Annotated in this window: 10 protein-coding genes; 1 reads left to right on the top strand and 9 read right to left on the bottom strand. The window is 68.4% G+C overall.

Features of this window, described 5'->3' with window-relative positions; all coding sequences use genetic code 11:
- Positions 1-55: 55 nt before the first annotated feature.
- From ppsA to N802_RS13800, 6 genes are read right to left on the bottom strand one after another with little or no spacing between them, the layout of a single operon-like run.
- Positions 56-2,464: a phosphoenolpyruvate synthase gene (ppsA, locus tag N802_RS13825; protein WP_035917381.1), complete on the bottom strand. Its 2,409-nt coding sequence runs from the start codon at positions 2,462-2,464 to the stop codon at positions 56-58.
- Positions 2,465-2,502: 38 nt separating this feature from the next.
- Positions 2,503-3,360: a pyruvate, water dikinase regulatory protein gene (locus N802_RS13820; RefSeq protein WP_052109952.1), complete on the bottom strand. Its 858-nt coding sequence runs from the start codon at positions 3,358-3,360 to the stop codon at positions 2,503-2,505.
- Positions 3,360-4,055, bottom strand: coding sequence for a LutC/YkgG family protein (locus tag N802_RS13815; RefSeq protein ID WP_035917376.1), 696 nt, complete (start codon positions 4,053-4,055; stop codon positions 3,360-3,362). Before N802_RS13815 ends, N802_RS13820 begins: the two co-directional genes overlap by 1 nt.
- Positions 4,052-5,515, bottom strand: a complete 1,464-nt coding sequence (locus tag N802_RS13810) for a LutB/LldF family L-lactate oxidation iron-sulfur protein (RefSeq protein ID WP_035917373.1) — start codon at positions 5,513-5,515, stop codon at positions 4,052-4,054. The genes N802_RS13815 and N802_RS13810 overlap by 4 nt, the downstream gene beginning before the upstream one ends.
- On the bottom strand, positions 5,512-6,279 hold the full coding sequence (locus N802_RS13805; RefSeq protein ID WP_035917371.1) for a (Fe-S)-binding protein: 768 nt from the start codon (positions 6,277-6,279) through the stop codon (positions 5,512-5,514). The genes N802_RS13810 and N802_RS13805 overlap by 4 nt, the downstream gene beginning before the upstream one ends.
- Before the next feature lie 17 nt (positions 6,280-6,296).
- Complete coding sequence (locus tag N802_RS13800; protein ID WP_035917367.1) at positions 6,297-6,944, bottom strand: TetR/AcrR family transcriptional regulator C-terminal domain-containing protein; 648 nt, start codon at positions 6,942-6,944, stop codon at positions 6,297-6,299.
- Between the two features lie 102 nt (positions 6,945-7,046).
- Between N802_RS13800 and N802_RS13795 the strand changes: the two genes are divergently transcribed.
- Positions 7,047-8,015 (top strand): NAD(P)-dependent alcohol dehydrogenase, encoded by a 969-nt coding sequence (locus N802_RS13795; RefSeq protein ID WP_035917364.1) that lies wholly within the window; start codon positions 7,047-7,049, stop codon positions 8,013-8,015.
- A 124-nt stretch (positions 8,016-8,139) separates the two neighbouring features.
- Here the strand turns inward: N802_RS13795 and N802_RS13790 are convergent, their stop codons facing one another.
- From N802_RS13790 to N802_RS13780, 3 genes are read right to left on the bottom strand one after another with little or no spacing between them, the layout of a single operon-like run.
- Positions 8,140-9,426 (bottom strand): glycoside hydrolase family 1 protein, encoded by a 1,287-nt coding sequence (locus tag N802_RS13790; protein ID WP_084072222.1) that lies wholly within the window; start codon positions 9,424-9,426, stop codon positions 8,140-8,142.
- 31 nt (positions 9,427-9,457) lie between these two features.
- Complete coding sequence (locus N802_RS13785) at positions 9,458-10,375, bottom strand: formylglycine-generating enzyme family protein (protein ID WP_035917361.1); 918 nt, start codon at positions 10,373-10,375, stop codon at positions 9,458-9,460.
- Complete coding sequence (locus N802_RS13780; protein ID WP_035917359.1) at positions 10,368-12,182, bottom strand: sulfatase; 1,815 nt, start codon at positions 12,180-12,182, stop codon at positions 10,368-10,370. The genes N802_RS13785 and N802_RS13780 overlap by 8 nt, the downstream gene beginning before the upstream one ends.
- Positions 12,183-12,201 lie beyond the last annotated feature (19 nt).

The following is a 12,201-nucleotide window of genomic DNA, read 5'->3' as shown; positions in this document are numbered from 1 at the left end:
CCTCGGTTGTATGCCGTTTCGTCACGTCCCGCTTCCCGGGTCCCGGGCGGGGAGGTCAGCCGGCGCGCTTGGCCAGGCGCAGCCAGGTGTCGACGACCGTGTCGGGGTTCAGTGACATCGACTCGATGCCCTGGTCGAGAAGCCAGTCCGCGAGGTCCGGGTGGTCCGACGGTCCCTGCCCACAGATCCCGACGTACTTGCCGCGGGCCTTGCACGCCTCGATCGCCATCGACAACATCTTCTTGACCGCAGGGTTGCGCTCGTCGAAGCCATCCGCCACGAGAGCCGAGTCGCGGTCGAGGCCGAGCGTGAGCTGCGTGAGGTCGTTGGAGCCGATGGAGAAACCGTCGAAGTGGTCGAGGAAGGCATCGGCCAGCACCGCGTTGGACGGGACCTCGCACATCATGACGACCTGCAGGTCGTTCTCACCGCGCTTGAGGCCGTGGGACGCCAGCAGGTCGATGACGCCCTCGGCCTCGGCGACGGTGCGCACGAACGGGATCATCACCTTGACGTTGGTGAGACCCATGTCGTCACGCACGAGCTTGAGCGCCTCGCACTCCATGGCGAAGCACTCGGCGAAGTCCGCCGACAGGTAGCGCGCCGCGCCGCGGTACCCGATCATCGGGTTCTCCTCGTGCGGTTCGTAGCGAGCGCCACCGAGCAGGCCGGCATACTCGTTCGATTTGAAGTCGCTCATGCGGACGATGACCGGCTCGGGAGCGAACGCCGCAGCCAGCATCGAGATGCCCTCGGCGACGCGCTTGACGAAGTAGTCGCGGGGCGAGTCGTAGGCCGCGATGAGGCTCTCGATCTCGGCCTTGAGCTCCGGCTCCTGGTCGTCGAGCTCGAGCAGGGCGCGCGGGTGGATGCCGATCTGGCGGTTGATGATGAACTCGAGGCGGGCGAGGCCAATTCCCTTGTGCGGCAGGCGAGAGAACTCGAAGGCCTGCTCGGGGGTGCCGACGTTCATCATGATCTTGACGGGGATCTCGGGCATGGAGTCGAGCTCGGTCTCCGAGACGGAGAACTCGCGCATTCCGTCGTAGACAAAGCCGGTGTCGCCCTCGGCGCACGACACCGTGACCTCGCGGCCGTCGGTGAGGTCGCGGGTCGCGGAGCCGGTGCCGACAACGGCCGGGATGCCGAGCTCGCGGGCGATGATCGCCGCGTGGCAGGTGCGACCACCACGGTTGGTGACGATGGCGCTGGCGCGCTTCATGACGGGCTCCCAGTCGGGGTCGGTCATGTCGGCGACGAGCACCTCACCCGCCTTGAAGTCGTGCATCGCCTCGGCGTTGTCGAGGACGCGGACGGCGCCCGCGCCGATCTTCTGGCCGATGGCGCGGCCCTCGACGACGACGTCACCGCCACCCTCGTCCATGCGGAAGCGCTGGAGCGTCGACCCGGACTGGCGCGACTTCACCGTCTCGGGGCGGGCCTGGAGGATGTAGATCCCGCCGTCGACCCCGTCCTTGCCCCACTCGATGTCCATGGGGCGGCCGTAGTGCTCCTCGATCTTGAGGGCGTGCTCGGCGAGTTCGGTGACCTCGGCGTCGGTGAGGCTGAGCCGTGCGCGCTCGGCCTCGTCGACGTCGACGAAGTCGATGGAGCGGCCCACGGCGGAGTCCTGGGTGTAGACCATCTTGGTGGCCTTGCTGCCCACCCCGCGCTTGAGGATCGCGGGGCGCCCTGCCCTCAGTGCCGGCTTGTGGACATAGAACTCGTCGGGGTTCACGGCGCCCTGGACGACCGCCTCACCGAGGCCGTAGCTGCTCGTGATGAACACGGCGTCGGAGAAGCCGGACTCGGTGTCGATCGTGAACATGACGCCCGACGAGCCGATGTCGGACCGGACCATGCGCTGGATGCCGGCCGAGAGCGCCACGGCCTCGTGGTCGAAGTTGCTGTGCACCCGGTAGGAGATCGCGCGGTCGTTGTAGAGCGAGGCGAAGACCCGCTTGATGGCGAGCAGGATGTTGTCGATGCCGCGGACGTTGAGGAAGGTCTCCTGCTGGCCGGCGAAGCTCGCATCGGGCAGGTCCTCGGCCGTTGCGCTGGAGCGGACCGCCCAGCTCACCTCGTCAGCTGCCGCTCCAGCGTCACCGACAAGCCGCTCGTAGGCCGTGCGGATCTCGCTCTCGAGGTCGGCCGGGAACGGCTGCTGCTCGACAGCGTCGCGGATCTCGGCGCCGGCGGCCGCCAACGCCCGGGTGTCCTCGACGTCGAGCTCGGAGAGGATGCCGTTGATGCGGTCTGCCAAACCCTCGTGCGCGAGGAACCGGCGGTAGGCGTCGGCCGTGGTCGCGAAGCCGTCCGGCACGCGCACCCCGGCCTTGGAGAGGTGCTGGACCATCTCGCCGAGGGAGGCGTTCTTGCCGCCGACGTGCTCGACGTCGTCGAGACCGAGCTCGGCGAACCACGCGATGTTGGTGCCCGTGGATCCCTGCTGGGTGGCGGTCATGATCGTCCCTTTCGTCGGTTCGGCGTCAGCGTCTCTGGTCAGCCGAGGTCGGGGAGGCGACTGCTCTGCATGATCACTGCAGCCATCTCCTCGACGGACATCTTGGCGGAGTTGATTGAGGGGATGCGATGCGCCCTGTACATCGCCTCCGCGCGGCGCAGTTCGAAACTGCACTGGGCGAGCGTGGCATACGTGGATCCGGGTCTGCGCTCCCCTCTCACCTGACTGAGTCTGGCGGGGGTCGAGAGCAGTCCGAAGCACTTGTCAGCGAGGCCTGCGAGGGGTCTTGGAAGGGCTTCGGTCTCGAAGTCCTCGGGCACCAGTGGGTAGTTCGCGACCTTGAGACCGTGCTGGAGCGCGAGGTACATCGACGTCGGCGTCTTGCCGCACCGCGAGGGGGCGACAAGGATGAGGTCGGACTGCTCGAGGTTGCGCAGACTCGCCCCGTCGTCGTGCTCCATCGCGAACTCGATGGCCTTCATCCGCTGCTCGTAGCGGACGGTGTCGCCGACTCCGTGGAGGGCCATGGCGCTGTGGGTCGCGTTGACGTGGAGCACCCGCTCGACGGTGTCGAGGTGGGACCCGAAGAGGTCGATGAACGCGGCCTTGGTCGCCTGCAACTCCTGGCGGATCGGCTCGTCGGAGACCGTGGAGAAGACGATGGGCGTCACCGTGTCGGTCATCGCCTTGTCGATCTGCGCCAGGACGGTGCGCGCGTGCTCGACCGTCGTGATGAACGGGATCTTGCGCCGGACGAAGCTCAGCCCCGGGAACTGCGCGAGCAGGAGGTTGCCGAGCGTCTCGGCCGAGATGCCGGTGCCCCCTGCGACGAAGAACACGGGCGTCCTGGCCGGGGCCCCTGTGCCGTTGGTCGCGACACCACTGAGCGGCCTCATCAGGGCGTCCCCGCGATGATGACGACGAGGGTGCGGGGGCCGTGGACGCCCTCGACCCGCTGCAGCTCGATGTCGCTCGTGGCACTCGGTCCGCTGACCCACGTGAGGGGACGCTGCTGCCCGGCGGCGGTCCGCAGTCGCGTCACTGCCTCGGGAACGTCGTGCACCACCTGATCGTCGCGGATGACGCACACGTGGGTGTCGGGGACGAGCGTGAGCTCCCGCCGCCCCTGGTCGGGCTGGTGGTCGAGGACGATCGTGCCGGTCGTGGCGATGCCGATGGCGGATCCGGTGACGACGGCGTCGACCTGGTCGAGCTGCTGTGCCGACGTGGCCGCAGCTTCGGTGACGACGTCGAACGCCGCACCCACCGCCTCGGCCCAGCTCTGGTCGAGTCCGGTCGGTGTGACGACGGATTGCACGCCGGCCGATCGCAGGGCGTCGACGACGGCACCACCGACCTCGGCGGCCGGGACCCGCACGACGGCCGCGCGATAGTCCGCGACGTTCTCCGCAAACAGCTCCAGCGTCCCCTCCTCCGCACCCACCGCCCGACTTATTGCCCGTTCGGCCAGTTGCGAGGGCAGCGAGCCACTGGCCGAACGGGCAATAAGTCGAGGTTCGGAGGTGATGTCGGCTGTGGCTGAGCGGACCCGGGCCAGGATCTCCTCGCGGGCACTGGTCGAGGGACTCATCGCTGACCACCCTCCTCGTGCTCGCGAGCCCACCACTGGCGGAAGGTCTCCTTCGGTGGCGTGGGGAGGTTGCGGGCGTCGGTCCAGGCGCCGAGGCCCGGCACCTTCGTGATGGTGCGCTTGCCGATGAGTTTGCCTGCCGTGGTTGCGCCCTTCTGGGCCACGGCGAGCCGTCGAGGATCCGACAGCACCCACGCCGCGGCCTTCATCGCGGCCGACTCGGCCCGGTGACCGCCCTGCTCGGCCACCGTGCCGCGCAGCTCGACGAGCAGTTCGGGGATGTTGATCCGCACCGGGCACGCGTCGAAGCAGGCACCACACAGACTCGAGGCATAGGGCAACGACGCATCGACCTCGCTCGAGGTGCCGCGCAGCTGCGGGTTGAGCACGGCGCCGATCGGCCCGGGATAGACCGACCCGTAGGCATGCCCACCCGTGCGCTCATAGACCGGGCACACGTTGAGGCAAGCCGAGCACCGGATGCACCGAAGCGCCTGTCTCCCAACCGAATCCGCCAGCACGTGGCTGCGACCGTTGTCGAGGAGGATCACGTGGACCTCCTGCGGCCCGTCGCCGTCGTGTACCCCGGACCACATGGTCGTGTAGGGGTTCATCCGCTCCCCCGTGCTCGACCGCGGCAGCAGCTGGAGCATCGGGCCGAGGTCGTCCCACGTCGGCAGGACCTTCTCGATGCCGACGACGGAGATGAGTGTCTCGGGGAGCGTCAGACACATGCGGCCGTTGCCCTCGGACTCGACGACGACGAGCGTCCCCGTGTCAGCGATGGCGAAGTTCGCGCCGGACACGGCGACCTTGGCGCGCAGGAACTTCTCGCGCAGGTGGAGCCGAGCGGCCTCGGCCAACCGAGCAGGATCGTCGGTGAGGTCGTCCGGCGCCGGGCGTCCGAACCTCGCCATCTCGCGCAGGAACACGTCACGAATCTCGGTGCGGTTGCGGTGGATCGCGGGGACGAGGATGTGGCTCGGCCGGTCGCCGAAGAGCTGGACGATGAGTTCGGCGAGGTCGGTCTCCCACGCGCTGATCCCCGCCTCCTCGAGGGCCTCGTTGAGCTCGATCTCCTGCGTCGCCATGGACTTGACCTTGACGACCTCGTCGACCTCCTTGGCGCGAGCGATGTCGATGACGATCCGGTTGGCCTCGGCCGCATCGCGCGCCCAGTGCACGATCGCCCCGTTCGCCGTCAGTGACTCCTCGACCTGCTCGAGGTAGTCACCGAGGTGGTGCAGCGCCTCGTCCTTGGCGTCCGCGCCGGCGACGCGCAGCGCCTCCCAGTCGTCCACCTCGGCGACCACCGCGGCGCGCTTGGCGCGGATCGTGTGGGTCGCGTTGTGGAGGTTCTGGCGCTGCTGCGTGTTCGCGAGCGCCTCCCGCGCGGCCTCCGGGAAGGCCGGCATTCCGACGAAGGTCGGTGACGTCTCCTGCACCGGTCCGATGCTCATGCCGGGTTCTCCTTCGTCGAGGCAAGGATCTCGGCCAAATGCATCGTCCGTATGCCGGAGCGTTGCCTTCCGAGGATCCCGCCGATGTGCGCCAGGCAGGAGTTGTCGCCGGCGACGAGGACCTCGGCCCCGGTCTCGGCGACGTGCTCAGCCTTGTCGGTACCCATGGCCACGGAGACGTCGGCGTTCTTCACGGCGAACGTGCCTCCGAAGCCACAACACTCCTCTGCGCCGGGGAGTTCGACGAGGTCGATGCCCTCGACGGCCCGGAGCAGCTGCAACGGTCGGTCACCGACCCGCAGCATCCGCAACGAGTGGCACGTCGGGTGATAGGTCACCCGGTGGGGGAACCAGGCCCCCACGTCCGTCACACCCAACACGTCGACGAGGAACTCCGACAGTTCGTAGACCTTGGGTCGCACCTCCTCGACCTCGGAGGCCAGCCCGGGGTCGCCCGCCAGGTGGGCAATCATCGGGTGCTGGTCACGGACCGAGCCCACGCACGAACCCGAGGGCGCCACGACGGCGTCGTACTTCTCGAACACGTCGACGAAGTGACGGACGAGCGGAACGGCGTCACCGGCATACCCGGTGTTCGTCATCATCTGACCGCAACAGGTCTGGTCCATGGGGAACTCGACCCGGACGCCGAGCCGCTCGAGGAGCCGCACCACGGCCTTGGGCGTCTCCGGCCACATCGTGTCGTTGAAGCACGTCGCGAAGAGCGCGACGCGAAGGTCCGTGCGAGGCTGCGCTGCCGTCATGCCCCCATCCAACAACATCAGCGCAGGCTGGCAACCGCATCGAGCGTGAGGTCGAGGGTGCGCTCGAATTCGTCGGCAAACCGGTAGCCCGGTTGCATGGCCCGCTCCTCGGCGTAGCGCGTGAAGTGCGGGAACGCCGCGCGCACCTCCGGCCCGATGATCGCAGCGCCGATGTCCGCCAGTTCGGCCTCGGTCTCGAAGGGCAGGGCGTTCTCCTGGACGAGGAATCCGTAGAGGTGGGCGTCGAGCAACGCGAAGGCCGTCCCTGCCGCCACGAGCGAGAAGCCGCCCGCGAAGAGGCACCCAAGAACGGCATCGTGGTGGGCGATGGATGCGGGGCCGGGGGTGCGCCGCGCGTCCATGAGTCCGACCGCCCACCGGTGCCGGCGCAGGGCCTCCCGCCCGGAGACCGAGCGACGCCGCAGCTCCGGCCGCCACCGAGCGCGCGGCCTGGGCGGGTGCATCTCGCCGAAGACCACGTCGATCATGGCGTCGAGCAGCTCGTCCTTGTTGCGGACGTGGTGATAGAGCGACATCGCCTCGACCCCGAGCCTGGTCGCCAGGGCGCGCATCGACAGCGACCCCAGGCCGGACTCGTCCGCCAGCGCCACCGCCTCCGCCACCACGCGTTCGCGGGTCAAGGTCACCTTGGGTTGTGCCGTCATCTGCCCTTCTCCTGCCGATGTGCCACGAACACTCTTGCCAAACCTTACGCCGTAAGCCTACTCTGACACGAGACAATAGCCTTACGGCGTAAGGAGGGTGCGATGCGCACCTGGACGCAGAAGCACTACGGCGGCACCGAGCAACTCCGCCTCACCGAGGCGACCGAGCCCACCCCCGGCGCCGGCGAGGTCGTCGTGCGCGTCAAGGCCGCCGCAGTCGACCGGGGCACCTGGCACGTCATGACGGGAACGCCGCTCATCGCCCGACCAGCACTCGGCTTCCGCGGGCCCCGCGCCGGCTTCAGCACGCCGGGGCGCGACTTCGCTGGCGTCGTCGAAGCCGTCGGTTCCGATGCCGTCGGGTGGGCGGTCGGCGACGCGGTGCATGGCACGACGAACGGCTCGCTCGCCGAGCTCGTCACCGCTTCGGTGAAGCGGATCGCCCGTCCGCCTGCGAACCTGACGACCGCGGAAGCGGCGGCGCTCCCGATCTCGGGACTCACGGCATACCAGGCGGTTCGAGGCGCGAAAGTCGTTGCGGGACAGCGAGTTCTCGTCGTGGGAGCTTCCGGGGGCGTGGGCCACCTGGCCGTTCAGCTGGCCATCGCGGCGGGTGCCGTTGTCACTGCCGTATGCCGTCCGGCCGGCATCGCGCTCATGCACCAGTTGGGTGCCAAGCACGTCATCGACCGGACGAGTGACGCCCTGGACTCAGAGGGCGTCCAATACGACGACGTCATCGACATCGCGAGCAACCGACCACGGCGCGAACTCCGCAGCGTTCTGACCGAACGCGGCACGCTGGTCTGCGTCGGCACGGAGACCGGTGGGCTGACGGGCGGGCTGCACCGCTCGATCGCTGCGGCGCTGCTGAGCCCTTTCGTGAAGCAGCGGCTCGTCATGCACATGTCCAAGGAGTTGGGGAGTGACCTTGCCGAACTCGACGCCATCGTCGAGGAGTCGAAGGTGCGACCCGTCATCGACCTGACCGTGCCCTTCGAGGACGTGCCGCGCGCCATCGACCACGTCGGCGCCGGCAACGCCCTCGGCAAGGTCGTCGTGACGCTGTGAGCCAGGCGGGTCGGCGGACATGCAGTGGTCAACCCACCTCGCTGGCCATGCGTCCCCCTGAGCACGGCTGGCGCACGGCGCGACGACTACTGCATGTCCGTCGGCACGGTCACCAGTCCCGGGTTCAGGAGTTGAGTGGGTACGACTGGTCTGCGACGTACTTGTCGAAGGTCGACTGGCTCACGCCACCGTCGGCGATGACCTGCGACAGGAACCAGCCACTGTCGCGGACGGTGCGCTGCTGGGTCTCGTAGTTGTTCTCGACGATGCCGAAGCGCGGCACCTCACCCTCGGCCCACTCCCAGTTGTCGACGAAGCACCAGTGGTAGTAGCGCTCGAACGGCAGCCCGCTCTCGACGATGGCCTTGAGGTGGTCGTGGATGTAGCGGGACCGGAAGGCGTCGGCAGCGTCGGCGGTGCCGTTCTCGGTGACCCAGATCGGCGCCGGATAGCGCGAGTGCAGCTCGCGCGCGACCTGGACGAGCCCCTCGGGATAGATCTCCCACCCGAGGTTGTTGATCGGCGACTCGGGGAAGGTGCCGTCCTCGATGCCCTTGACCGCGGTGCGCGAGTAGTAGTTGATGCCGAGGTAGTCGTAGTACTTCCCCGGCGTGATGTCGTCGGGCTTCGCGCCGAGCACCTTCGGGAAGCGTCCACCGAGCATGGCGTCAGCAAGCTGGTCCTGGAACATCGCGCTGTTGAACAGAGACAGGGCTCGGTGCAACGGGTTGCGCGGGTTGAGGGGCGCGAAAACCCGTGCGTGGTGGGCGAATCCGACCTTCGCGTCGGACTGCAACTCGTGGATGCGGCGGTAGGCGCGGCAGTGCGCGATCGCCATGTGCCGCAACGTGCTGCGGACAGCGGACCACGAGCGGTTCCCCGGCGGCGTCTCACCGAAAAGGTGGGCCTGGACGGCATACACGTTGGGTTCGTTGATCGTCGCCCACTCGGTGACGAGGTCCGACAAGGCGGGGACGACGTCGACGAACCTCAGGAAGATGTCCGGAGCGGCGGAGCTCGTCCAGCCGCCCAGCCCCTGGAACCAGGACGGGTGCGAGAAGTGGTGGAGAGACACCAGCGGTTGTATGCCGGCCGCCCGGATCGCGGAGATCTCCTCCCGATAGCGGTCGATCGCCTCCCGATCGAACTCCCCCGGGCGCGGTTCGATGCGCGACCACTCGAGCGACATGCGATAGACCTGCAGGCCGAGGTCGGCCATGAGGGCGGTGTCCTCGCGCCAGCGATTCCAGTGGTCGGTGGCGCGCAACGGCGTCGAGCCGTCCTTGATGTTGCCGGGGACCGAGGCCCAGTCGTACCAGTTGTTGTTGCGGTCGCCGCCCTCGATCTGGAGGGAGGCGGTGGCCGTCCCGATGAGCAGTTCGCGGGTGCTGAAGAGCAGGTCGTCAGGCAAGGTCAGTCACTTTCTCCGGTTTTCACGTTCGTCACACGGTCCAGGCGAGGCGGAAGCCGCAGTGGCCGCTGCTCGCGTCGGGTTCGTTGGCGGTGTGGGCGGCCACCCGGTAGCGGTTGCAGTAGGAGTCGTGGCAGAGGTACGAGCCACCGCGCAGGGACTTGCCGCCTCGCCAGTTGTCCGCGGTCCACTCCCAGACGTTGCCGCTGACGTGGTGGAGCCCGAAACCGTTGGGCGCGAAGCCGTCGACGGGCATCGTGCCGACCCAGCCCTCGGTCCGGCTCACTGCCGGGCTCTCGGGGAAGTCGCCGCGGAAGATGTTGAGGCGTTCGGCGCCCCCATCCTCGAAGTCGTCGCCCCACGGGTAGCGGGCACCCACGAGTCCCCCTCGAGCCGCGCACTCCCACTCCGCCTCGGTGGGCAGCCGTGCCCCAACCCACTGCGCGAACTCTGTCGCGTCGCGGTGGGAGACGTGTGTGACCGGGTGGTCGGCTCGTCCATCGAGGTCGCTGCCCGGCCCCTCGGGCTGACGCCACGAGGCCCCATCGACGGCGCACCACCACGGCGCACTCGCCGGACGTGGACTCGCGGCCGCGATCGATTCGGGCACCAGCCCGGCGAAGACGTGGCTCCATCCGAACCGTTCGGCGTCCGTCACGTGACCGGTCGCGGAGACGAAGGCGGCGAACTCACTGGTGCGGACGGCATACGGGTCAATGCCGAAGGCACTCACGGCGACTGGGCGCTGGGGTCCCTCGGCGTCCTCAGGCAGGCCGATCCCGTCATCGGTGCCCATGAGGAACGTCTGTGCCTCGATACTCAAGGCGCGCGTACGCATGGTGTCGGCCAGATCGTGAACAGCACTGTGCCGCAGTCGTTGTGGCGCCTTGAGCTGAAGTCCGGAGTTGCGCGCTGGCGTGCAGCAGGCCTTCGTCTCGACGTCAGCCATCGGCGGTCACCGGCTCCGGAAGCGTGGCGAGGTCGGCGGCGATGGCGCGCAGCTGGGCCGGGCTGATGACGCCGACAGCGACCACGGCGAGATCGAGCAGGTTCATCGCGAGCGCTTCCTCGGGCACGTCCATGTCGGCGAGCGGTCCGAGGTGCCTTCGCAGGACGTCGAGCGTGGCCGGGTTCGACCGCAGCGCACCGATGCTCGTCGTGACGGGGACGCCGCCGGTCGGGAAGTCCTCCGGCTTGAGGAACGCCATGCGCGCGCCCTGCACCTGGCCCTCGTGCGCCCGGCACAGGAGGTGGCTCTCGTCGAGGGCATCCTTCTCGGGCAGGCCGAGCCGCACGAACTGCGACGTCGGAGCGTCGTTGGCGACCATGAGGTCACGCATGAGGGTGGCGAGGCGGAGTTCAGTCTCGTCGTCGATGACGGGGTTCGCCTGCAACGGGTCGGCGTGGAGGTCGAAGAGCATGGTGCCGAAGGCGTGCGGATCCGAGTACGTGACACCGGGAAGCGACAGCACCGGCACGCCCTTGGTGAAGCGGAAGGGCTCGACCAACTCGGCCTCACGCAGCATCGAGACCGGCATCCGACCCCGCATGAGGGTCGGCATGAGCGTGAACTCCTGAAGGCCGTCGTTGCCCGGGTCGACCGGCGCCCTCATGTAGACCCAGCGCCCGTCCGTGACGTTGACGTGCCCACCGAAGATCCCGAACAGCCCAGCCGTGCGCAGCGGCTCGTCGCGCGTGATGACCTCGCGTAGCGGCCGCCCCTCCATATCGGGCGTCGGGGCGAGGCCGAAGAAGTCGAGCAACGTGGGGGCGAGGTCGATGGTCTGGACCAGGGACGAACGCCGCTCGCCCGCAACGCGATCGCGCGGATCCCACGCGAACATCTGCAGGTGGATCGTCTCGTTGTAGTACGGCGGGGTGTTCTTGCCCCACCAGTCATGCTCGCCGAGGAGGAAGCCGTGGTCTGTGCAGACGATGAGCATCGTGTCGTCCCACATGTCGTGGCGGTCCATCGCCTCGATGACTCGGCCGAGGCTCTTGTCGCACATGGACAGCAGCGCTGAATAGAGCGTGCGGACGTGCTCGACGTCGTCCTCCGACTCCGTCACCGGTCGGTAGTCGGGCCAGTCGAGGTCCGGTCCGTCGCGCTGCGCACCCCGGTCGCCGTAGAGGCGCCGGAAGTCCTCGGGCGCGAAGAACGGCTCATGCGGGTCGAAGGTCTCGATCTGCACGAGCCAGTTGTCGGCGTCGGCGTTGCGCTCGATGAACTCGAGGCCGAGGTCGAAGACCTGCGTCTGCGGGTGGGTCGCCTCCGTGTTGGTCCACTCGCGGTTGATGCGGTCCTGGCGGCGCAGCGCGTGGTTGGTCGTGGCCTCCTGCCACGGCTCGTCGGCCCACTCCTTGGGGTCGTCGACCACGCCCTTCCACTCGTCACCCTCCTGCCCGCGCACGAACTCGAAGGTGTTGAAGCGCATGTGATAGGTCGCGCCACCGTCACCCCAGTAGTGCTGGTGATCCGTGACGAGGTGCGTGTGGACACCGGCCTGCTTGAGCATCTCCGGCGCCGAGTCGTCGAACGGCTCGAGCGGACCCCACGCCCGGTGGAGGAAGTTGTGGCGACCGGTGTGCATCTCGCGACGGGCCGGCATACAGGGCATCGACCCGCCGTAGGCGTTGTCGAAGGTGACCGCGCGCTGCGCCAACTCGGTGAAGTTCGGGGCGTGGACGTCGGTCGCGCCGTAGGGCGGCAGGTAGCGGCGGTTGAGCGTGTCGTACATGACGACGATGGCGCGCATCGTCTCTCCTTGCGTGTGG

The sequence above is a fragment of the Knoellia sinensis KCTC 19936 genome (genome assembly GCF_000768705.1).
In the GTDB taxonomy this organism is placed as follows: domain Bacteria; phylum Actinomycetota; class Actinomycetes; order Actinomycetales; family Dermatophilaceae; genus Knoellia; species Knoellia sinensis.
Note: the sequence above shows the minus strand (reverse complement) of the source record. Positions and strands in the feature narration are given on the sequence as shown.

What these genes read in the sequence shown, in the direction of transcription:
- N802_RS13805 (WP_035917371.1), bottom strand. Translation starts at nt 6,279, where the DNA reads ATGACGGCAGCGCAGCCTCGCACGGACCTTCGCGTCGCGCTCTTCGCG.
- N802_RS13795 (WP_035917364.1), top strand. Translation starts at nt 7,047, where the DNA reads ATGCGCACCTGGACGCAGAAGCACTACGGCGGCACCGAGCAACTCCGC.
- N802_RS13810 (WP_035917373.1), bottom strand. Translation starts at nt 5,515, where the DNA reads ATGAGCATCGGACCGGTGCAGGAGACGTCACCGACCTTCGTCGGAATG.
- N802_RS13800 (WP_035917367.1), bottom strand. Translation starts at nt 6,944, where the DNA reads ATGACGGCACAACCCAAGGTGACCTTGACCCGCGAACGCGTGGTGGCG.
- N802_RS13815 (WP_035917376.1), bottom strand. Translation starts at nt 4,055, where the DNA reads ATGAGTCCCTCGACCAGTGCCCGCGAGGAGATCCTGGCCCGGGTCCGC.
- N802_RS13780 (WP_035917359.1), bottom strand. Translation starts at nt 12,182, where the DNA reads ATGCGCGCCATCGTCGTCATGTACGACACGCTCAACCGCCGCTACCTG.
- ppsA (WP_035917381.1), bottom strand. Translation starts at nt 2,464, where the DNA reads ATGACCGCCACCCAGCAGGGATCCACGGGCACCAACATCGCGTGGTTC.
- N802_RS13820 (WP_052109952.1), bottom strand. Translation starts at nt 3,360, where the DNA reads ATGAGGCCGCTCAGTGGTGTCGCGACCAACGGCACAGGGGCCCCGGCC.
- N802_RS13785 (WP_035917361.1), bottom strand. Translation starts at nt 10,375, where the DNA reads ATGGCTGACGTCGAGACGAAGGCCTGCTGCACGCCAGCGCGCAACTCC.